At 72.2% G+C, this 21714-nt stretch carries 19 protein-coding genes; 7 read left to right on the top strand and 12 right to left on the bottom strand.

Annotated elements, in window-relative coordinates:
- Positions 1-62 precede the first annotated feature (62 nt).
- From J7E86_RS30135 to J7E86_RS30110, 6 genes are all read right to left on the bottom strand, one after another.
- A complete protein-coding gene (locus J7E86_RS30135; RefSeq protein ID WP_215085993.1) occupies positions 63-668 on the bottom strand; it encodes a hypothetical protein in 606 nt (201 codons plus the stop codon).
- Positions 669-727: 59 nt separating this feature from the next.
- Positions 728-1429 (bottom strand): ribonuclease HII, encoded by a 702-nt coding sequence (locus J7E86_RS30130; RefSeq protein WP_215085992.1) that lies wholly within the window; start codon positions 1427-1429, stop codon positions 728-730.
- A 66-nt stretch (positions 1430-1495) separates the two neighbouring features.
- A complete protein-coding gene (locus J7E86_RS30125; RefSeq protein WP_215085991.1) occupies positions 1496-2389 on the bottom strand; it encodes an ADP-ribosylglycohydrolase family protein in 894 nt (297 codons plus the stop codon).
- An 11-nt stretch (positions 2390-2400) separates the two neighbouring features.
- The gene (locus tag J7E86_RS30120; RefSeq protein WP_215085990.1) at positions 2401-3060 is read right to left on the bottom strand and encodes a histidine phosphatase family protein; all 660 of its coding nucleotides are present in this window, start codon (positions 3058-3060) and stop codon (positions 2401-2403) included.
- Between the two features lie 182 nt (positions 3061-3242).
- A complete protein-coding gene (locus J7E86_RS30115) occupies positions 3243-3848 on the bottom strand; it encodes a YdbC family protein (RefSeq protein ID WP_215085989.1) in 606 nt (201 codons plus the stop codon).
- 143 nt (positions 3849-3991) lie between these two features.
- Positions 3992-4561: a TetR/AcrR family transcriptional regulator gene (locus J7E86_RS30110; RefSeq protein ID WP_215085988.1), complete on the bottom strand. Its 570-nt coding sequence runs from the start codon at positions 4559-4561 to the stop codon at positions 3992-3994.
- A gap of 109 nt (positions 4562-4670) precedes the next feature.
- Between J7E86_RS30110 and J7E86_RS30105 the strand changes: the two genes are divergently transcribed.
- From J7E86_RS30105 to thrS, 3 genes are all read left to right on the top strand, one after another.
- Positions 4671-5123: a nuclear transport factor 2 family protein gene (locus J7E86_RS30105; protein ID WP_215085987.1), complete on the top strand. Its 453-nt coding sequence runs from the start codon at positions 4671-4673 to the stop codon at positions 5121-5123.
- Between the two features lie 92 nt (positions 5124-5215).
- Entirely contained in the window at positions 5216-5749 is a 534-nt protein-coding gene (locus J7E86_RS30100) for a TerD family protein (RefSeq protein WP_215085986.1), read from the top strand.
- A gap of 195 nt (positions 5750-5944) precedes the next feature.
- The gene (gene thrS, locus J7E86_RS30095; protein WP_251019890.1) at positions 5945-7174 is read left to right on the top strand and encodes a threonine--tRNA ligase; all 1230 of its coding nucleotides are present in this window, start codon (positions 5945-5947) and stop codon (positions 7172-7174) included.
- Between the two features lie 129 nt (positions 7175-7303).
- Here thrS and J7E86_RS30090 read toward each other — a convergent pair whose 3' ends face one another.
- Both J7E86_RS30090 and nrdR read right to left on the bottom strand, forming a co-directional pair.
- Positions 7304-10180, bottom strand: a complete 2877-nt coding sequence (locus J7E86_RS30090; protein WP_215085984.1) for a vitamin B12-dependent ribonucleotide reductase — start codon at positions 10178-10180, stop codon at positions 7304-7306.
- A 115-nt stretch (positions 10181-10295) separates the two neighbouring features.
- Positions 10296-10808, bottom strand: coding sequence for a transcriptional regulator NrdR (gene nrdR / locus J7E86_RS30085; RefSeq protein ID WP_215085983.1), 513 nt, complete (start codon positions 10806-10808; stop codon positions 10296-10298).
- Between the two features lie 586 nt (positions 10809-11394).
- Here nrdR and lexA point away from each other — a divergent pair.
- Entirely contained in the window at positions 11395-12180 is a 786-nt protein-coding gene (gene lexA / locus J7E86_RS30080; RefSeq protein WP_215085982.1) for a transcriptional repressor LexA, read from the top strand.
- A gap of 67 nt (positions 12181-12247) precedes the next feature.
- Here lexA and J7E86_RS30075 read toward each other — a convergent pair whose 3' ends face one another.
- The 4 genes from J7E86_RS30075 to rsmH form a co-directional block, all read right to left on the bottom strand.
- On the bottom strand, positions 12248-14227 hold the full coding sequence (locus J7E86_RS30075) for an ATP-dependent DNA helicase (RefSeq protein WP_215085981.1): 1980 nt from the start codon (positions 14225-14227) through the stop codon (positions 12248-12250).
- 162 nt (positions 14228-14389) lie between these two features.
- A complete protein-coding gene (locus J7E86_RS30070) occupies positions 14390-15103 on the bottom strand; it encodes a GNAT family N-acetyltransferase (RefSeq protein WP_215085980.1) in 714 nt (237 codons plus the stop codon).
- Between the two features lie 107 nt (positions 15104-15210).
- Complete coding sequence (locus J7E86_RS30065) at positions 15211-17262, bottom strand: IucA/IucC family siderophore biosynthesis protein (RefSeq protein WP_215085979.1); 2052 nt, start codon at positions 17260-17262, stop codon at positions 15211-15213.
- The gene (gene rsmH, locus J7E86_RS30060) at positions 17259-18218 is read right to left on the bottom strand and encodes a 16S rRNA (cytosine(1402)-N(4))-methyltransferase RsmH (protein ID WP_215085978.1); all 960 of its coding nucleotides are present in this window, start codon (positions 18216-18218) and stop codon (positions 17259-17261) included. The genes J7E86_RS30065 and rsmH overlap by 4 nt, the downstream gene beginning before the upstream one ends.
- Before the next feature lie 442 nt (positions 18219-18660).
- Between rsmH and J7E86_RS30055 the strand changes: the two genes are divergently transcribed.
- The 3 genes from J7E86_RS30055 to J7E86_RS30045 all read left to right on the top strand — a co-directional run.
- On the top strand, positions 18661-19221 hold the full coding sequence (locus J7E86_RS30055) for a carbonic anhydrase (RefSeq protein ID WP_215085977.1): 561 nt from the start codon (positions 18661-18663) through the stop codon (positions 19219-19221).
- Between the two features lie 150 nt (positions 19222-19371).
- The gene (locus tag J7E86_RS30050; protein ID WP_215085976.1) at positions 19372-20397 is read left to right on the top strand and encodes a MoxR family ATPase; all 1026 of its coding nucleotides are present in this window, start codon (positions 19372-19374) and stop codon (positions 20395-20397) included.
- Positions 20397-21714, top strand: a 1318-nt coding sequence (locus tag J7E86_RS30045) for a DUF58 domain-containing protein (protein WP_215085975.1), incomplete at its 3' end; no start/stop codon positions are given. The genes J7E86_RS30050 and J7E86_RS30045, both read left to right, overlap by 1 nt.

Raw genomic sequence — 21714 nt, 5'->3', positions numbered from 1 at the left:
ACGACGAGCACGGACCCCGCGGTCGCCGCCCCCGGGAGGGCGGGCGACCACGGGGTCCGGTCTCAGACGCCTGCCGGCAGAAGGGCGTTGACCCGCTGCGGGTCACCGCAGACGATCAGCAGCGCACCGGCGCGGGCCAGCGCACCGGGCAGCGCGCCGGTCACGGCGGTGTCGGTACCGCCGTTGACGGCGACGACCACGACGGGACGGGCTCCGGCACGGTCCGCGTCGGCGGCCGCGTAGAAGACGTCGTCGCGGGCGTCGTGCTGCGCCCAGTACGGCGCCTCGCCGAAGGACAGCTCATGGGCCGCCCACGGGTGCGGGTCGCCGGTGGTGAGCACCAGGATCTCGCCGGGCTCGCGGCCGGCGTCGAGCAGCAGGTCGACGGCTTCGTCCGCGGCGTCCAGCGCTCCTTGGGCGGAGGCCGGGATCAGCTGCACCTGCGGGCCGGCCGCGGGGGCCGGGGCATCCGCGATCGTGGCCCGCGGAGTGCGCTGGGGCGGAACCGGGACCGGGCCGCTGCGGGCACCGGGGCTGCCGGGCCGTATCGGGGCCGGACGGGGACCGGGGACAGGACGGGGGGTCGGCGCGCTGCGGCCGGGGGCCGGAACTGCGCGGGGACCCGGGACACTCTCGTGAATCTGAGGCTCCTCGGGGATGAGAGGCATGAGTTGATGTTTATCAAACGCCGGTGCGAGTCGCGTCGGCGGGTGGCGGTTCGGGCCACTCAGAATTCGAAACCGAGCTGGCCACCGGCCTCCAGAGCGAGTGCTTCGGGGGCGCTGCGGGCCCGCTTGAGGTGCTGCCACCTGGGCAGCGAGTCCAGATAGGACCAGGACATTCGGTGGTGCGGGGTGGGGCCCAGCGCCTCCAGGGCCGTGCGGTGCACCGGCGAGGGATATCCCGCGTTGTCGCAGAATCCGAAGTCGGCGTAGCCCGTGCCCAGTTCGGCCATCATGGCGTCGCGCCGCACCTTGGCGATCACCGAGGCGGCGGCGACGACCACACATGACTGGTCGCCCTTGATGACCGTACGGACCTGCCAGGGATCCCCGAGGTAGTCGTGCTTGCCGTCGAGGATCACGACGTCGGGCCGGACGGGCAGTGCCTCCAGGGCACGGGTCGCGGCCAGCCGCAGCGCCGCCGTCATACCCAGCTCGTCGATCTCCTGTGGGGAGGAGTGGCCGAGGGCGTGGGCGGTGACCCAGACCTCCAGCCGCTCGGCGAGCGCGGTGCGCCGCTTGGGGGTCAGGAGCTTGGAGTCGGTGAGGCCCTCCGGCGGGCGGCGCAGGCCGGTGACGGCGGCGCACACGGTGACCGGTCCGGCCCAGGCCCCTCGGCCGACCTCGTCGACTCCGGCGACGACCTTGGCTCCGGTCGTGGCGCGCAGGGAGCGCTCGACGGTGTGGGTAGGCGGTTCGTACGGCATGGCGCCAGCAAGCGTACGCCCCCGCTCGCGGCCCGAGTAGCCCCGCCCCCTCTCCTTTTCGTCCGGTCAGTTCCCGGGGGTGGGCAACCAGGCCGGAAGGGCCTCGGTGCGTGCCAGCCAGTCCGCGGGCGGAGCGCCTCGTTCCGCCGCGGCGACCACTCCCCCGGCGATGGCGGACGTGGTGTCCACGTCACCGCCCGCCTGGGCCGTCGTCCAGAACGCGGTCTCGAAGGAGTCGAGGTTGCGGGCAGCGGCCCACAGGGCGAACGGCACGGTGTCGTGCGCGCTGGTGCGGCGGCCGCAGCCGAGGACGGCGGCGACGGTGTTCGCGTCCGCGTAGTCGAGCATGTCGCGGGCGCGCCGCAGGCCCGCCTGTACGGCGCTGCGCGGTACGAGCGCGATCACTCCGTCCAGCAGCGCCTCCGGGCCGGCGGAGCCCGTGGGGCCGGCGGCGATGGCGGCGGCGGCCGCCACGGCCATCGCCCCGGCGACCGCCTCGCGGTGCTGGTGGGTGGTGTAGGCGGAGATCTCGGCCTGGTGCGTCGCCTGCTCCGGGTCGTCGGCGTACCAGGCGCCGAGGGGGGCGATGCGCATGGCCGCGCCGTTGCCCCAGGACCCCTGCCCCTGGAACAGGGCCGCGGCCAGCTCCCGCCAGTCCCCGCCCTCCCTGATCAGGCGCAGCATCCGGTTGACCGCCGGGCCGTATCCGCGGTCGAAGTCGTGGTGCTCGGCGAAGGAGCGCGCGAGGGCGTCCTGGTCGATGCGGCCGTGCTCGGCGAGGACGGCCAGCACGGAGCAGGCCATCTCGGTGTCGTCGGTCCACTGCCAGGGGGCGGGCGGCAGCTCGCGGCGCTTGAGGGACGGATAATTGGCGGGGACGAAGAACTGGGAGCCGAGGGCGTCACCCAGGGCCAGCCCGCGCAGGCTCCCCAGGGCTCGGTGGAATCGGTCAGCGGTCATCGCAGCGAACTCTAACCGGTGAAGCCGTACGGTTCAGGGGTGTACCAGCGCTCGAACGGCCGGTCCAGGTGATACCGCCCGTCGGGGCCCAGGAGCAGGGCCCGGCTCTCCCCGTTCCCGGGGTTCGACAAAGATTCGAACTCGGCGACGGTCCAGTGCAGCCATCGCATGCAGAACAGGCGCATGGTCAGCCCGTGGGTGACCAGCAGGACGTTCGGCGGGTGGCCCGGGTCCTCGAAACTGCGCCAGAGGCTCTCCAGGAAGGCTCCGACCCGGTCGTAGACGTCGGCGCCGGACTCCCCCTGCGCGAAGCGGTAGAAAAAGTGCCCGTAGGCGTCCCGGTACGCCTTCTGCTTGCGCACGTCGGCCGGGTCCTGCCAGTTGCCCCAGTCCTGCTCGCGCAGCCTCGGCTCCTCGCGGACCCGCACCCGGCTCGGGTCGAGACCCAGCTCGTGGAAGGTCTGGTGGGTGCGGCGGTACGGGGACACGTAGGCCGACACCCGCTCGTCGCCGAACATCTTCCGCAGGCGGGCACCGGCGTCGCGGGCCTGCGCGCGACCGGTCTCCGTCAGGCTCAGGGCATGATCGGGCTCCCGTTCGTAGACCGTGTCGTCGACATTGCCCACCGACTCCCCGTGTCGGATGAGAACGATGCGTCGAGGCCGTGACATGCCGCCACCCTAGATCGCGCACCGGCTCGCCGCCTCGCGTCCCCCGTGATGATCGTCCGGCCGGCGCGCCTTTCCGTACCGGTGACAGGTGAGGCGGCGCCGCGGCCGCTGCCCTCCGGGGCGACCCGCGGGGCGTGGCCCACGGAGCCCGGATACGTTCGGTGAGCACGGAGAACCGGTCGTCACACCGTCCAGGACGGCTCCACGGCGACGATGTCGCCTCCGATGGCCGCCACGTCCGCCTCGGTCTGGGCCCGCAGCGCGAGCCGCTCCACCCGCTCCGTCCGGTACTTCCCGTGCTCGGCCTCTGAGTTCCACATCGACAGGACCAGGAATTCCTCGCCCGGCGCCTCACCGAAGACACCGCGCAGCATTCCGGGAGACCCGGCCATGGCCGGATTCCACACCTTCTCCTGCATGAGCGTGAAGTGCTCCACCCGGTCCCGGCGGATGCGGCAATGGGCGATCCGCACCACATCGGCGTCCGAGAACTGGGGCCGGAAACCGACCTTCACATCGAAGCGGTGCTCGAACAGCCGCACCTGGATGTCTTTGTACGTCCCGGCCTGCGCGGCGGCCAGCCTGTCGTGTGAGCGCGCCATGAAGGAGTCGTAGAACGCGCGGCTCTCCCAGAAGCCGAAGAGGTGGGCCACATGAGGCCGCTCCCGGCTCCACCCCCCGCCCTGGCCCCGGAACCCCGGCTCGCCGAGCAACCCCGCCCATTTCCGCTGCCCCCGCTCAAAACCGCGGCGGTCCATCACGGTGCAGCGAATCCACTTGACCAGCACCGCGCCATCGTACGGTGCCGGAGGCGGCGCGTATCGCGTACCGGGCGAGTACACCCGCGCGAGCGTCCCGGCGTCCGCCTGCCGGGCTCCGCGCCTCCCGCCTCCGCCTTCGCGGGCTCCTGGTGGTCCCGGCGGGCGCGCCCTCACCCGGTGGCGGCCGCCGCGAGCAGGACGGCCGCGGCGCTCCGCGCCTGCCGGGCGGCGTCGGGCGTTCCGGTGACCGCCGCGGTGGTGATCGCTCCGTCGACGAGAACGGACAGCTGATCCGCCAGTCGCTCCGGCTCCGCGGCTCCCGCCTCCCGGACGAGCGCGAGCAGATACCGCCGCAGCTCGGCCTTGTGCTCCTTCACCGCGTCGGCCACGGCCGGCGAGCCGGTGCCCATCTCTCCGAACGCGTTGATGAACGCGCAGCCGTGGAAGTCCGGTTCGCGGAACCACTCCCGCAGCCAGTCGAACACCGCGAGCGGCGCGTCCGCGGCGAGGGACCGCGCGGCGGTCACATGAGCGGCCAGCGCGGTACGCCAGCGCGTGTCCCGCCGCCGCAGGTACGCCTCCACCAGCTCTTCCTTGGACTCGAAGCACTGATAGAGCCGCTTGAGCGAGACTCCGGAGGCGCCTCGGATGCGGTCCATGCCCACCGCGTGGACACCGTGTTCGTAGAAGAGCGCCTCGGCGGCGTCCAGTACGCGGGCCCCGGCCTCGATGTCGTCCATGTGATCCCAACCCCCTGGCGGAGAGAACGTTCGTTCTCTAGGCTACGCGACACGGCCGGAGAACGCTCGTTCTCCGCTCTGCGATCGCACTCTGACGGAAGGTCGTCCCATGCCACAGCGCCCGCCACTGCCGCCGTTCGACGAGGAGTCCGCCCGGGCCAAGGTGCGGGCGGCCGAGGACGCCTGGAACAGCCGCGACCCCGACCGCGTCGCTCTGGCGTACACCGAGGACTGCGTGTGGCGGAACCGCGACGAGTTCCTCGTCGGCCGCGAGGAGATCCGCGCGTTCCTCCGCCGCAAATGGGAGAAGGAGCTCGACTACCGCCTCCGCAAGGACCTCTGGTCCTGGACCGGCAACCGGATCTCCGTACGCTTCCGCTACGACTGGCGGGACACGGACGGCCGGCGCTGGCACAGCTACGGCAACGAGCAGTGGGAGTTCGACGCCGACGGCCTGATGAGCCGCCGGGAGGCCAGCATCAACGACGTACCGGCCGACGGGGACGGCGCCGGGAAGCGGGCTGAACGCGAGGCCGGTATGCGGCCCTCCGTGGCACCATAAAACAACCAACATCAAAATCTTGGCAGTTGCGGACACGGTTCCCGCGAGAACGCACCGGCGGTTTCCGGTGACTGCGAGGAAGGGGAAGCCTGGTGAGCGGTCTCAACAAGGGGCTCGGCAGAGTCGAGGTGGCTCTCAAATGGGACCCCAGTCCCGCCGGCGCGCCGGACCACGATCTCGACATCATCGCCGCGACCTATCCCGCGCACGACCCGTACGGAAAACCCGCCTACCTCGTGCACTTCGGCAGCCGGTCGCCCGACGGCACCATCACCCTCAACAGGGACAGCCGCACCGGCCAGGGATTTGGTGACGACGAGGTCATGGTCCTGGAGTTCGACCGCCTGTCACCCTCCTACGGACGCGTCGTCGTGGGCGTGGCCATTCAGCAACGCGAGGGCCACAAGACATTCGGCGCCGTCCCCCACACCGGCATCCGCATCTCCGAGGGCCGCGCCGAGCTGCTGACCGGTGACTTCGCCGGCGTATCGGACTGCACGGCCGCCACGGTCGCGGAGTTCGTCCGGGACGACGCGGGCGCGTGGCAATTCCGGGCGGCGGTACGAGGTTTCGACACCGACCCGGCCTCCTTCGCCGCGGAAATGGGCCGCAGACGGGCATCGTGACGGCCGGACGCGCGCACTTCCTCGCGCGTCGCCGAGTCTCTGCTACCGTGACCGGCATGAAGCGTGCCGCGACCATGACGACGACGCCGGAGAGTGTCCCGGCGCGCTGACAGTTGTCTTTGTCCGAAGCCCCGGGGCGAGTGCCCCGGGGCTTCGCCGTGTGGTCACTCGCCTCAAGTCCGCGAGGAGACCACGATGCACGATCACCGTAGGCTCGGCCGTGAACTCGGCCTGTTCGACACCGATCCGCTGATGGGCGCGGGGCTGCCGTACTGGCTGCCCGACGGTGCGGCCGTACGGTACGCCCTGGAGGAATACATCCGCGAGGCCGAGCGCCGCGCAGGCTACCGGCACGTCTACTCGCCCGTCCTGGGCAAGCGGGAGCTCTACGAGATCTCCGGACACTGGTCGCATTACAGCGAGGACATGTTCCCCCCGATGGACCTCGGGGGCGAACAGGTCGTCCTGCGGCCCAGCCTCTGCCCGCACCACGCGCTGATCTACCGCTCCCGCTCCCACAGCTACCGCGAACTGCCGCTGCGCATGGCCGAACTGGGAGGGATGTACCGCTCCGAGCTCTCCGGCGTGCTCGGCGGACTGACCCGCGTGCGGGCGATCCAGCTGAACGACGCGCACATCTTCTGCACTCTGGAGCAGGTCGCCGAGGAGGCACGGTCGGCTCTGGAACTGATCCGCCGCGCATACGACGCCCTCGGTATCCGTGCGGCCCGGTACCGGCTCTCCCTGCCCGGCCCGAGCGGGAAATACGTCAGTGACCCCGAAATGTGGAAGCGGGCGGCGGATCTGCTGACCGAGGTTCTGGACAGTTCCGGCGTGGCCTACGAACGCGGCGAGGGAGAAGCGGCGTTCTACGGCCCGAAGATCGACGTTCAGATCGCCGACAGCGCCGGACGCGAAGCCACCCTGTCCACCGTCCAGATCGACTTCCACCAACCGGAGCGGTTCGATCTGCGCTACATCGGCCCCGATGGCGCCGGACACCGGCCGGTCATGGTCCACCGCAGCGTCATCGGCAGCATGGAGCGAGCCGTGGCCCACCTCATCGAGCTCCACGGCGGGGCCTTCCCCGCCTGGCTGGCCCCCACTCAGCTGGCGGTCCTCCCGGTTTCCGACGCGGAGATGCCGCAGGCCGTCGCGCTCGCCCGGCAGTGCCTCGACCAGGGACTGCGCACCGTGATCGCCGGGCCGGAGCAGGGCACCCTGGGCGCCCGCGTCCGCGCCACCCGGCTCGTGCCCTACCAGGCGGTGATCGGCGCCAGGGAGGCCGCCGCCGGCCAGGTCGCCCTGCGGCTGCGCGACGGCCGCCGCATCGGCCCCCGGCCTGCCGATGAGGCCCTGGCCGGCATCCGAGCTCTGATCGACGCCCACAGCGCCGGCCTGTGGGCCACCGGCACCGGCGCGTAGCGGAAGAGCGGGAGCAGCGGTGCCGGTCGACGTCGAAGGGGCGCCGGCGGAATGCCGACGCCCCTTCCTCGAGGACTACGTTTCACCAGCGGGACCGCCGAGTGGCGCACTCGGTGGTCCCACCCGGTGTCAGCTGCAGCCGCTGGTGGAGCCGCAGCCCTCGCAGAGGTAGCAGCTGCCCGCACGGCGCATCTTCGTGCCACAGGAGAAGCACAGCGGGGCGTCGGCGTTCAGGCCGAGCTGCATCTCCACCAGTTCGGTGGAGTTGTGTGCCTGCTTCGGGGCCGGGACCGCGGCGGCGGGCTGCTCCGGTGCCTCGGACTGGGGCGCGACGGCCAGCTGGCGCGGGGCCGACTGGGCCAGGCCCTCGACGTCGACCTCGTCGTCGGACGGCTCGTACGAACCGGTGTCCAGGTGGCGCTGACGCTCCTCGGCGGAGTGGATGCCCAGCGCCGAGCGGGTCTCGAACGGCAGGAAGTCCAGCGCCAGGCGGCGGAAGATGTAGTCGACGATCGACTGCGCCATCCGCACGTCCGGGTCGTCCGTCATGCCGGCCGGCTCGAAGCGCATGTTGGTGAACTTCGAGACGTAGGTCTCCAGCGGCACGCCGTACTGGAGGCCGACGGAGACGGCGATGGAGAAGGCGTCCATCATGCCCGCGAGGGTCGAGCCCTGCTTGGACATCTTCAGGAAGACCTCGCCGAGACCGTCGTCCGGGTAGGAGTTGGCGGTCATGTAGCCCTCGGCGCCACCGACCGTGAAGGAGGTGGTGATGCCCGGGCGACCCTTGGGGAGGCGCTTGCGGACGGGGCGGTACTCGACGACCTTCTCCGCGACGGGGGCGGCCGCGGGTGCCTTGGCCTCCTCCTTCTTCTTCGCGGAGAGCGGCTGGCCGACCTTGCAGTTGTCGCGGTAGATCGCGAGGGCCTTCAGGCCGAGCTTCCAGCCCTCGAAGTAGACCTCCTCGACCTCCTCGACGGTGGCCGACTCCGGCAGGTTCACGGTCTTGGAGATCGCGCCCGACAGGAACGGCTGCGCGGCCGCCATCATGCGCACGTGGCCCATGGCGGAGATCGCGCGCTCGCCCATGGCGCAGTCGAAGACCTCGTAGTGCTCGGCCTTCAGGCCCGGGGCGTCGATCACGTTGCCGTGGTCGGCGATGTGGGCGACGATCGCCTCGACCTGCTCCGGCTGGTAGCCCAGGCGCTTGAGCGCCTTGGGAACCGTGTTGTTGACGATCTGCATCGAGCCGCCGCCGACGAGCTTCTTGAACTTGACCAGGGCCAGGTCCGGCTCGACGCCCGTGGTGTCGCAGTCCATCATCAGGCCGATGGTGCCGGTGGGGGCGAGCACCGACGCCTGGGCGTTGCGGAAGCCGTTCTTCTCGCCGAGACGCAGGACGTCCTGCCATGCCTCGGTGGCGGCGGCCCAGACAGGGGTGTCCAGGTCGTCCATGCGCGTGGCGACGGCGTTGGCGTCGGAGTGCTGCTTCATGACGCGCCGGTGGGCGTCGGCGTTGCGGGCGTAGCCGTCGTACGGGCCGACGACGGCGGCCAGCTCGGCGGAGCGCCGGTAGGAGGTGCCGGTCATCAGCGAGGTGATGGCACCGGCGAGCGCGCGGCCGCCCTCGCTGTCGTAGGCGTGGCCCGTGGCCATCAGCAGGGCGCCGAGGTTGGCGTAGCCGATGCCCAGCTGGCGGAAGGCGCGGGTGGTCTCGCCGATCTTCTCGGTCGGGAAGTCGGCGAAGCAGATGGAGATGTCCATCGCCGTGATGACCAGCTCGACGACCTTCGCGAAGCGCTCGGCGTCGAACGACTGGTGGCCCTGGTCGTCGTCGCGCAGGAACTTCATGAGGTTGAGCGAGGCGAGGTTGCACGAGGAGTTGTCCAGGTGCATGTACTCGCTGCACGGGTTGGACGCGGTGATCCGGCCCGTCTCCGGCGAGGTGTGCCAGTGGTTGATCGTGTCGTCGTACTGGATGCCCGGGTCGGCGCAGGCCCAGGCCGCCTCGGCCATCTTGCGGAAGAGGCCCTTGGCGTCGATCTCCTCGATGACCTCACCGGTCATCCGGCCGCGCAGGCCGAACTTCGAACCGGTCTCGACAGCCTTCATGAACGCGTCGTTGACACGGACGGAGTTGTTGGCGTTCTGGTACTGGACGGACGTGATGTCGTCGCCGCCCAGGTCCATGTCGAAGCCGGCGTCGCGCAGGGCGCGGACCTTCTCCTCCTCCTTGACCTTGGTCTCGATGAACGCCTCGACGTCGGGGTGGTCGACGTCGAGGACGACCATCTTGGCCGCGCGGCGGGTGGCGCCGCCCGACTTGATCGTTCCCGCGGAGGCGTCGGCGCCGCGCATGAAGGAGACCGGGCCGGAGGCGTTGCCGCCGGAGGAGAGCAGCTCCTTGGAGGAGCGGATGCGGGAGAGGTTCAGGCCGGCGCCGGAGCCGCCCTTGAAGATCATCCCCTCTTCCTTGTACCAGTCGAGGATCGACTCCATGGAGTCGTCGACGGACAGGATGAAGCAGGCGGAGACCTGCTGCGGCTGGGCGGTGCCGACGTTGAACCAGACCGGCGAGTTGAAGCTGAAGACCTGGTGCAGCAGCGCGTAGGTCAGCTCGTGGTCGAAGATCTCGGCGTCCGCCGGGGAGGCGAAGTAGCCGTGGTCCTCGCCCGCCTGGCGGTAGGTCTTCACGACACGGTCGATGAGCTGCTTCAGGCTCGACTCGCGGTCGGGCGAGCCGACAGCGCCACGGAAGTACTTGCTGGTGACGATGTTGACGGCGTTGACCGACCAGAACTCGGGGAACTCGACGCCACGCTGCTCGAAGTTGATGGAGCCGTCACGCCAGTTGGTCATGACGACGTCACGACGTTCCCAGACGACCTCGTCGTACGGATGCACACCGGGAGTCGTGTGGACGCGCTCGATGCGCAGTCCCTTGGCGCCGCCCTTGGTTCCCTTGGAGCGGGAACCTCGTGCCGGGCCGCTCGTCGTCTCGGTCATGCCGCCTCCCTCTTCGGGCAAAACGCCCTAATGCGCCTATTTCTTCCGTGGCGCGGATGTCTGTCTTTCACCCGGTACGCGAGGCGCGCCGGGCTGGTCTTGTGCTGTGCCGCAGCTAGTCGGCCGCCACCGCGGGCACGGGAACCCCGGGGCCCCCGGCGCGGTCGCCGGCCGTCACGACGGGCCGCTGCTCGCGGAGCTCCGCGACGGCGGCCTCGAAGTCCTCCAGCGAGTCGAACGCCTGGTACACGGACGCGAACCGCAGATAGGCGACGAGGTCGAGGTCCCGGAGCGGGCCGAGTATGGCGAGCCCGACGTCATGGGTGGAGAGCTCGGCGCTGCCCGTTGCACGCACCGCCTCCTCGACCCGCTGACCGAGCTTGGCCAGGGCGTCCTCGGTGACCGGGCGGCCCTGACACGCCTTGCGGACCCCGGAGATGACCTTGTTGCGACTGAAGGGTTCGGTGACCCCGCTGCGCTTGATCACCATCAGCGACGCGGTCTCCACCGTCGTGAACCGGCGGGAGCAGTCGGGGCACTGGCGTCGCCTGCGGATCGAGCAGCCGTCATCGGTGGTCCGACTGTCGACGACCCGGCTGTCGGGGTGCCTGCAGAAGGGGCAGTGCATGGCTCTCCACCCTCCTCACCCTCGTAGGACTGTGCACGATCTCCGGCTTCGGCGGACCCTCGTTCGAGCCCCCGCGAAGCAGGCCCCCAGCATAGGCGATGGCCGCGCCCCGGAATGACCCGCGGGGGCCTTCGACCACAACTTGTGGGTAGCCGCCGCCATCAAACCACTAGATCTGGTATCGGTCGGCGATCCACGTCGAGCGCGTGTCGCGCCCCGTGAGCAGGGCACGAGCCTACGCGAGACGGCGCGGCCGAGGCCCGGTGGGGGCGTCGGCGACACGCTGATGCCACACTGGTGCACCGCACGCGGCGCCACCCGCGACGGCCGGCACGACCGGCGGTCGGCGACCGGGCCGCGGGCGATCTTCCGGTCGGGCGACACCCGGCCGGGCGGGGTTCGGCACGGTCCTTCGGACTTCGCACCGAAGAGTACCGTAATAGTCCGAATTGATCTTCGGCCGTACACCCTCTCCCCTGATCGCGTCAGGCAATCTTCGATATTTCACTCGAACGTGTGTTTGGCGCAACCTTTCGAAAGCAACTACCGTTGTCCAGCCAGGGAGAACATTTCGAGAGGGGCCGACGTGACCACCACCGCAGACAGCGCCACCATCACCGCCCAGGACCGCTCCCAGAACCGACTCGACCAGGCACACCCGATGAATGACTCAGCCATGAACGCCGAGGGGCAGAAGCCCGCTCGCGCGCTCCCGGGACGACCTCCAGGGATCCGGGCCGACAGCTCGGGTCTCACCGACCGGCAGCGGCGGGTCATCGAAGTGATCCGGGACTCCGTCCAGCGCCGGGGCTACCCACCGTCGATGCGCGAGATCGGCCAGGCGGTGGGGCTGTCGAGCACCTCGTCGGTGGCCCATCAGCTCATGGCCCTGGAGCGCAAGGGGTTCCTGCGCAGGGACCCCCACCGCCCCCGGGCCTATGAGGTACGGGGCTCCGACCAGCCCAGCTCCCAGCCGACCGACACCACCGGCAAGCCCGCCGCCTCGTACGTACCGCTGGTCGGCCGGATCGCCGCGGGTGGTCCGATCCTGGCCGAGGAGTCCGTCGAGGACGTCTTCCCGCTGCCCCGGCAGCTGGTCGGCGACGGCGAGCTGTTCGTCCTGAAGGTCGTGGGCGACTCCATGGTCGAGGCCGCGATCTGTGACGGTGACTGGGTGACGGTGCGCCGCCAGCCGGTCGCCGAGAACGGTGACATCGTGGCCGCGATGCTCGACGGCGAGGCGACGGTCAAGCGCTTCAAGCGCGAGGACGGGCATGTGTGGCTCCTCCCCCACAATGCCGCCTACCAGCCCATCCCCGGCGACGAGGCCACCATCCTGGGCAAGGTCGTGGCGGTGCTGCGCCGGGTGTGACGCACATGGCCGGACCGGGCCCCGGAACCACTGCGCCGGTTCCGGGGCCCCGCTGTGTCCGGCGCCGCTACTTCTCCGCCGCCTTGGCCGCCGCGTCGATGGCCGCCAGCGAGCGGCGCGCCTGGTTCCGGTCCGTGGTGTACCAGAAGTCCGGAAGGGACGCCCGCAGGAAGCTGCCGTAGCGGGCGGTGGCCAGCCGGGGATCGAGCACCGCGACGACTCCGCGGTCCCCCGACGCCCGTACGAGCCGCCCGGCACCCTGCGCCATCAGCAGGGCGGCGTGCGTCGCGGCCACGGCCATGAAGCCGTTTCCGCCCGCCTCCTCCACGGCCTTCTGGCGGGCGCTCATCAGCGGGTCGTCCGGACGCGGGAAGGGCACCCGGTCCATCACCACGAGCTGGCAATTGGCCCCCGGCACATCGACGCCCTGCCACAGCGAGAGCGTGCCGAACAGACAGGTGCGGGCATCGCCGGCGAAGTTGCGGATGAGCTCGCCGAGCGTCTCCTCGCCCTGGAGGAGGATCGGCATGTCCAGCCGCCCGCGCAGCGCCTCGGCGGCGGCCTGGGCGGCGCGCATCGAGGAGAACAGGCCGAGCGTACGGCCGCCGGCGGCCTCGATCAGCTCGGCCAGCTCGTCGAGCATGTCCGTACGGCTGCCTTCCCGGCCCGGCTGGGAGAGGTGGCGCGCGACGTACAGGATGCCCTGCTTGGGATAGTCGAAGGGCGAGCCGACGTCGATGCCCTTCCACCGGGGGCTGTCCTCGCCGCCGGTGCCCTCGGGCGCGAGGCCCAGGGAGGCGCCGACGCCGTTGAAGTCGCCGCCGAGCTTGAGCGTGGCCGAGGTCAGCACGACGGACCGCTCGCTGAACAGCTTCTCCCGCAGCAGCCCCGAGACCGAGAGCGGTGCGACGCGCAGGGACGCGCCGAAGCGGTCGTGGCGCTCGTACCAGACGACGTCGTACTCGGAGCCCTCCACGATGCGCTCGGCGACCGTGTGGATGTTCTCCACGGCGGCCAGTGCCTGCTTGCGGACGGCGTCCTCGTCCTGGACGGACTTGTCGCGGGTGTTGCCGATGGCCGTGATCACCGTGCGCGCGGCGTCACGGAGCGCCATCAGCGCGTATGCGAGATCCTCGGGGAGCTCCTCCAGCCGCCCGGGGAGGGCCAGCTCCATCAGCCGCTCGAAGCTCTCGGCGGCCGTCTGCAGCGCGTCCGCCGCCTTCTCGTCGACCAGCTTGGCCGATCGCCGCACGGCCCGGTTGACCTGGCCCGGAGTGAGCTCGCCGGTGGCGACGCCGGTCACGCGGGAGACCAGCTCGTGGGCCTCGTCGACGATCAGCACCTCGTGGCTGGGCAGCACCGGGGCGCCCTCGATCGCGTCGATGGCCAGCAGGGCGTGGTTGGTGACCACGACGTCCGCGAGCTTGGCGCGCTCCCGGGCGGCCTCGGCGAAGCACTCCGCGCCGTACGCGCACTTCGAGGCGCCGAGGCACTCGCGGGAGGTGACCGAGACCTGGGACCAGGCGCGGTCGGAGACGCCGGGGGTGAGGTCGTCGCGGTCGCCCGTCTCGGTGTCGTCCGACCAGTCGCGCAGGGCCAGCAGGTCCTTGCCGAGCTTGCTGGTCGGGGTGGCCGCCTCGAAGGGGTCGAAGAGACCCTCCTCCTCTTCCTGCGGCACTCCCTCGTGGAGGCGGTGCAGGCACAGGTAGTTCGACCGGCCCTTGAGCATGGCGAACTCCGGACGGCGGCGCAGCAGCGGCTGGAGGGCGTCGACCGTCCGCGGAAGATCGCGCTCGACGAGCTGGCGCTGGAGGGCGAGCGTCGCGGTCGCGACGACGACCCGCTCGCCGTGGGCCAGGGCCGGCACCAGATACCCGAGGGACTTGCCGGTGCCGGTGCCCGCCTGCACGAGCAGGTGGGAGTCGCCGTCGACCGCTTCGGCGACGGCTTCGGCCATGGTGACCTGACCCGGCCGCTCCGTGCCGCCGACGGCGGTGACGGCGGCGTGCAGCAGGTCGGCGAGGGAGGGCGAGGAGGAGGCAGTCATAGCTCTTCCACCCTAAGGGGCGGGACTGACATCTCTGTCTCGGTCACGAAGACCGAAGGGTTCCCGGGCGGCCCGTGAGCCGTCGGAACGCGATCACGGTGCCGTCGGATTCGGCCCGTACGAGTGACCGGTGGCGGGAAGGCCGGGTGCGGGGCCGCCGTGTCAGAGGACGCCGCGCAGGTCGCGGTCGCGGATCAGCAGGGCGGCACGCTTGGCCGGCAGGTCGATCTCGGCGCTCAGCCGGAAGCCGGCGCCGAGGAACGCGGCGATGGAGGGGACGTTGCGCAGATCCGGTTCGGCGACGACCCGGCGGCAGCAGGGCCGGTGGTCGAGGACGAGGTCGGCGACGGTCCGCAGCAGCAGGGAGCCGATGCCGCGGCCCCGGTCGGCGACCTGGCCGACGAGGAGGTGGAGCCCGGTGTCGTGCGGCCGGGCCGGGTAGTGGCGGGCGACCGGGTCGAGGTCCGCGCGGTAGACCTCCCAATAGCTCATGGGGACCCCGGCGAGCACGCCCAGGCACGGGACGCTGCGGCCGTCGCCGTCGAGCTGCGCGCGGAGGTGCGCCTCCGTGACGCTCTCGGGCCCGTCGAGCGCCCAGAAGGCGGCGACGGCGGGATCGTTCATCCACCTGCTGATGAGCCGCAGGTCCCGTTCCGGACGGACGGGTACGAGCTGGAACGTGCCCGCGGGCGTGTCGGCCGGCCCCCAGTCGGCGAGCGCGTCGAGGAGGTCGGCGGCGTGGCCGGGGACCCGGGCGTCGCCGGTGGCGGATGCCTCCGGCCGGTCGTAGGCGAAGAGCTCCAGGAGATCGTCGGGCAGCCTCAGTTCGAGGGTGTCGTCGGTGCTCGACGACGCGAGGGGATCGGTGGGCGGCACGGAGACGGTCTCCTCTCGGGGGATCCCATCGGGCTCGGGGTCCCGTGGGCCCCGGGGAGACCGGGGCCCACCGGCCCCGTACGCCCGGGGCCGGTGCTCTCACCCGGTCATCCGGCCGAGGCGGCAACGGGGTTGGCGACGGTGACGTAGACGGACTGGGTGTCGACCGGGCCGACGAGCTCGTCGAGTCCGTGCAGCCTGGTCAGCAGATTGGCCTTGCAGCGCAGGGTGGGCGCTTCGAGGAGGTGGGCGGGCAGGGAGGAGCGGGTCGCGGCCGGGCCGGTGGCGGCCGTCCCGAGGAAACGGCGGAGCGCGGCCAGCAGGACCCGCTCGTCGGCGAGCCGCTGGGCGCCGAACGCGCCGACGAGACCGAGGACGTTGTTGATGCCGAGGTAGTAGGCGAACCTCTCGTCGGCCACCTCGTCGGGGACGAAGGTGTCGCTGTCCGTGCCGATCCCCGGGAGGCGCCGGTCGAGCTCGGCGCGGTGGGAGGCGCGGAAGTAGTAGCCCTGGTTGTCGCGATAGCGCCCGCCGGCCGGCCAGCCGTCCCGGTCCAGGAGAACGAGCGTGTTCTGCTGATGGGCCTCCAGGGCGATGCCCGCCTCGCCGTCGAGCCAGAGCACGGGCCGGACGACCGCCTCCAGATAGCGCAGGAACCACTCCGCGGAGACGGCTCCGGCGGGCCGGCCGGTGCGGTGCGCGAGACGGGCCACGATGGCGGCGAGACGGGAGGACATCGTCCGGCTCCCGGTCGTTCCCGCCCCGCCGTCCGGCCACGGCCGGGGCGAGGTGAGACCCGCGACGCACACCGCGTCGTCGCCGGGGCCGAAGGGGTTGTGCCGGACGACGGCGTCCAGGCCGACGACCGGGGCGCCCTCCGGTGTGTCGACCGCGAGCCAGGCGGGGTCGCGGACGATGTCGAAGCCGAGGCCGCCGGCACACGCCGCGCGCCACCGGTCGGCGAGGCCACTGCGCAGCAGCCGGTGCACTTCGACGCCGCGCCGCAGCTCCTTGCGGAGGTTCTCCCGCCGGGAGTTGGTGATCCGCAGGCCGAGGGAGAGCTTGAGCATGGCGGGCGCGCCGGGCCGGTGAACGGTGCGCAGGGAGGAGGTGGGGTACCAGGGTTCGCCGAACGGGCCGACGTCATGGAGCAGTCCGGCCTCGAAGAGCCGTGCGACGGCGGGGCGGCTGCGGACGTCCCGTGCCTGCCAGGGGTGCAGCGGCAGGGGCACGGTCTCCGGTGGCAGCCGCAGCTGCGGTCCCGCGAGGCGGGCGGCGAGGGTGACGGCGTCGACGGCCCGGCCGCGCTCGGTCCACGCCGAGTCGGTGGCCAGCAGGGAGCGGTGGACCGCCAGCCAGTGCAGCGGGAAGGAGCCGCGCGTCTCCGGGGAGTAGCGGCGGGACTCGGCCTCGGAGAGTCCCTCGCGGCTCTTGGGCGTCGGGTGGAGGGGGTGGCCGAGCAGCAGGGACTGCTCGGCGTAGAGGAAGAGGTCCGCTCCGTCCGGGTCGGCGGGACCGCGGCGCCGGACGTCGAGGAAGTCCGCCGTGCGGCGCACCGAGTCCGCCACGCGGCCGACGAGTTCGGCGCTGCCCCGCGGGGGCGTGCCGCCCGCGTCACCGGCGCGGTGCGCGGCCTCGCGGGCGAGGAGGGCGGCCAGGGTGACGGCGTCAAGGGGCGGGGCGTCGGCGGGGGCGTGCGCCAGGGCTGGCGGGCCGAAGCGGTGCCAGCCGGTGGCGGACCAGTAGTGCAGGGGGACGCGCAGGGCGGTGCCGCTCGCCGCGAGCGGCAGGTGAAGGGCGGCTCCCTGGGGAGGGGCGATGTCGTTCTCCCGGACCCAGCAGCGCAGCAGGCCCTCGACGGTGGCGGCGTCCGCGGCGACCCCGGGGTCGGGGTGCTCCAGGGCGTCGGGGGCGGCGAGCCGGTCGACCTCCTGCTGGAGCGCCTGCTGCTCGTCGGTGAACTCGGTGGTCTTGCGCTGGAGCCTGCTGAGCTCGAAGGAGCCCTGGTTGAGCGCGGAGTTGAGGAGGAGCAGCGAGATCAGCCCGGAGCCGAGCAGCACCACCACCAGCAGGACGAACGGCGTGCGTTTCGCCCCGGCCGGGCCCGCGGCCCGCAGCCGGCCGAGCCGGGTGGCCCGGCCGCGGGCCGCGGCCGTCATGGGGCGTCCTCCCGGACGCGTTCGGCACCGCGCAGCCGGGCGGGGGCGGCCCGCCGGTTCTCGGCGACCTCTTCCTCGGTGGGCAGTTCGGCGCCGCGGGTGAGCAGCTTCAGGCGGGGCTGGTAGCGCTCGGGGACGACCGGCAGGCCGGGGGGCGCGGTGGTGGCGGCGCCGGCGGCGAGGACCTGCTTGACGATGCGGTCCTCCAGCGACTGGTAGGACAGGACGGCGATCCGGCCGCCGACGGCGAGCGCGGCGACGGCGGCGGGGATGGCCGCCTCGACGCTGGCGAGCTCGGCGTTGACCTCGATGCGCAGGGCCTGGAAGGTGCGCTTGGCGGGGTTGCCGCCGTGCCGCTTGGCGGCCTGCGGCAGCGCGTCGCGGATCAGCTCCACCAGCCGGGCGCTGTTGCTGAACGGCTGCTTGGCGCGCTCCTTGACGACGGCCTCGACGATCCGCTTGGCCTGCTTCTCCTCGCCGTAGCTGCGCAGGATGCGCACGAGGTCGCCGGGGGCGTAGGTGTTGAGGACGTCGGCGGCGCTGATGCCGGCCGTCTGGTCCATGCGCATGTCCAGCGGCGCGTCCTGGGCGTAGGCGAAGCCGCGGTCGGCCTCGTCCAGCTGCATGGAGGAGACGCCGAGGTCGAAGAGGACGCCCTGGACCTTGGGGATGCCGAGCCGCTCCAGGACGTCGGGCAGCTCGTGGTAGACGGCGCGCACCAAGGTGGCGCGGTCGCCGAAGGGGGCGAGGCGTTCGCCGGCCAGCTTCAGGGCCGTGGGGTCGCGGTCGAGGGCGACGAGCCGGGCCTCCGGGAACCGGGTGAGCAGCGCCTCGCTGTGCCCGCCGGCGCCGAGGGTGCAGTCGACGACGACGGCGCCGGGCTCGGTGAGAGCGGGAGCGAGCATGTCCAGGCAGCGCTGGAGCATGACGGGGACGTGTCGCGCGTTGCTGCTCATGCGCCCTTCTGAGATTCGGTGAGTCCGGCTCGGGCGCAGGCGTACGTACCGCCGGGTCCCCACCCGCCCCAAGGGGAAGCGGCCGGTCCGGCACCGGGGAAGTGGCGCCGGGCGACCGGGGAGCGGGAGGAGGCCGAGGGGTACGTTCGCGTCGCGCACGTGCGGTTCTTCGGTTCCAAGGGGAGCGTAGGGCCTCCCACTTCGCGCCACTTTAGTCCACTCGTCCCCTCGGTCAACCAACCGGCCAGCGCGTCCCGGCGCCGGTGTGGGGCAGGCGGGGGAGCCGCCGGGAGGGCGTTGGGTGATCACGGGCCACACCGGCCTCACCCGTACGGCCGCATGGCCGGTGACCTTGTGGCTTACCTCACAGCGGCCCATGTCAGGGCGGTTTTCTCGGCGGCGGAGCGGGCCGGTGCGGCCTTGGCCGACTACCTTCGTTCATATGTCGATATCCGCGTCCCAGCCGGCCCCCCAGAGCGCCGGCCACTCCCATGACCAGGAACACAGCACGGTCACCGACCGTCTCGTTCAGGCCAACGCCGAGTACGCATCCGCATTCACCGACCCGGGCATGGACGCACGTCCCGTCCTCAAGGTCGCCGTCGTCGCCTGCATGGACGCACGCCTCGACCTGCACGCCGCGCTCGGGCTGCAGCTCGGCGACTGCCACACCATCCGCAACGCCGGTGGTGTGGTCACCGACGACATCATCCGCTCACTGACGATCAGCCAGCGGGCACTGGGCACCCGGTCCGTGGTCCTGATCCACCACACCGGCTGCGGTCTGCTGACGCTGACCGAGGACTTCCGGCACGAGATCGAGGCCGAGGTCGGGCAGCGCCCGGCGTGGGCGGTGGAGGCGTTCAAGGACCTGGAGCAGGATGTCCGGCAGTCCATGCAGCGCGTACGGACCTCGCCGTTCCTGCCGCACACCGACGACGTGCGCGGATTCGTGTTCGACGTGACGACGGGTCTGCTGCGCGAGATCGACCCGCGCCACTGATTGTCCACAGGCGGTGACGGAACACCGCACAGGCGGCCAGAATGCGTACGTGGGTACCGCGGCCACCGTTCCCGGTGGCGCGGTGTCCGCATTTCGGGGTGGGCCGGTCCGGATTCCGGCCGGCCCGCAGGACGGGCCGAGGAGGGCCGGGTGACGACCTATGACGAACGAGCGAGCCTCAGCGATCTGACCACCACAGCCGAGCGGGTCCACAGGGCGGTGGAAGGCGTGATCGAGGGCAAGCCCGAGGTCGTCCGGCTCTCGCTGACCGTGCTGCTCGCCGAGGGGCACCTCCTGATCGAGGACGTGCCGGGGGTGGGCAAGACCATGCTCGCCAAGGCGCTGGCCCGGTCGATCGACTGCTCGGTGCGGCGCATCCAGTTCACGCCGGACCTGCTCCCCTCCGACATCACGGGGGTGAGCGTCTTCGACCAGCAGCGGCACGAATTCGAGTTCAAGCCGGGCGCGATCTTCGCGCAGATCGTGATCGGCGACGAGATCAACCGCGCCTCGCCCAAGACCCAGTCGGCGCTGCTGGAGTCCATGGAGGAGCGGCAGGTCACCGTCGACGGCCACAGCTACGAGCTGCCCAGCCCTTTCATGGTGGTGGCCACGCAGAACCCGGTCGAGATGGAGGGCACCTACCCGCTGCCGGAGGCCCAGCGCGACCGCTTCATGGCCCGGGTCTCCATGGGCTACCCCAGCCCGGAGGCCGAGCTGCGCATGCTGGACGCGCACGGCGTCGTCCCCCCGCTCGACGACCTCCAGCCGGTCGCGCACGCCCACGACATCCTCAAGCTCGTCGACGCGGTCCGCACGGTGCACGTCGCCGAGGCCGTCCGGCGGTACGCGGTCGACCTGGTCACCGCCACCCGCCACCACCCCGAGCTCAGACTCGGCGCGTCGCCGCGAGCGACGCTCCACCTGGTGCGGGCCGCGAAGGCCGCGGCGGCCCTGGCCGGCCGGGAGTACGTGCTCCCCGACGACGTCCAGGCGCTGGCCGTGCCCGTGCTGGCACACCGGCTGCTGCCCACCGCCCAGGCCCAGCTCAGCCGCCGCACGGCCGAGCAGGTCGTCGTCGAGATCCTCCAGCGCACCCCGGTGCCCGACCCGTCCGCCCCGCACCGGCGGCAGCCGCAGGGCCATCAGCCGCCGCCGGGTCCGCGGAGGCTGTGATGGACCGGGGGGAGAGCGTTCCGCCGGCCGCCGGCAGCGGCGGCCGTGAACGGGAGGCCAGGAGCGGCCTGTGGGCCGCGCTCGGCGGGCTGACCACCCGCGGCCGCTCGTTCCTCGCCGCGGGCGTCGCCGCGGCCGCCTGTTCGTACGTCCTCGGCCAGTCCGACCTGCTGCGGGTCGGGCTGTTACTGGCCGCGCTGCCCCTGGTGTGCGTGGTCGTGCTGCACGGCACCCGGCACCGGATCACCGGCAGCCGGCGGCTGTCGCCCGCCCGGGTGCCCGCCGCCGCCGAGGCACGGGTCCACCTGCGCGTCGACAACGTCTCCCGGCTGCCCAGCGGCCTGCTGATGCTCCAGGACCGGGTGCCGTACGTCCTGGGGCCCCGCCCCCGCTTCGTCCTGGACCGGGTGGAGCCCGGCGGCCGGCGCGAGGTGGCCTACCGGGTCCGCGCCGAGCTGCGCGGGCGCTATCCGCTCGGGCCGTTGCAGCTGCGGCTGACGGACCCCTTCGGGATGTGCGAGCTGACCCGCGGCTTCAGCGCGTACGACACCCTGACCGTCGTCCCGCGCGTCGACCCGCTGCCGGCGGCGCGCCTGGGCGGCGAGGCCACCGGCTACGGCGACGGGCGGCAGCACTCCCTCGCCCTGGCCGGCGACGACGACGTCATCCCGCGCGGCTACCGCCACGGCGACGACCTGCGCCGCGTGCACTGGCGCTCCACCGCGCGCTACGGCGAGCTGATGGTGCGCCGCGAGGAACAGCCGCGGCGGGCCCACTGCACGGTGCTCCTGGACACCCGTGGCATCGCCTTCGAGGGCGTGGGACCCGACGCGCCCTTCGAGTGGGCGGTCTCGGGTGCCGCCTCGGCGGCGGTCCACCTGCTGGAGCGGGGCTTCTCGGTGCGGCTGCTGACCGACACGGGGAGCTCGGTGCCGGGCTCCGACGGCCCGGGCGGCCGCACCGGCTCCTCCCCCGCCTCCGCCGACGCCGCGGGCCTGCTGCTGGACGCCCTGGCGGTGGTCGACCACTCCGACGGCGAGGACCTCTCCCCCGCCCACGACGTGCTGCGCGGCGGCGGCGGAGGGCTGCTGGTGGCGTTCCTCGGCGCGCTGGACGACCAGCAGACCGCGCTGGTCGCGCGGATGCGCCGGCGCAGCGGCACGGCGGTCGCCTTCGTCCTGGACCCGGCCGCCTGGGCACAGGACGCGCGCGCCCGCGACCCGCGGGCCCGGCAGGAGGCCGAGGGACGGCTGCGCGTGCTGCGGGACGCGGGCTGGACGGCGCTCGCCGTGGCACCGGGCGCGGCACTGCCCGACC

The sequence above is a fragment of the Streptomyces sp. ISL-11 genome, assembly GCF_018614525.1.
Classification (GTDB): domain Bacteria; phylum Actinomycetota; class Actinomycetes; order Streptomycetales; family Streptomycetaceae; genus Streptomyces.
This window is presented reverse-complemented; position numbering and strand designations above follow the sequence as displayed.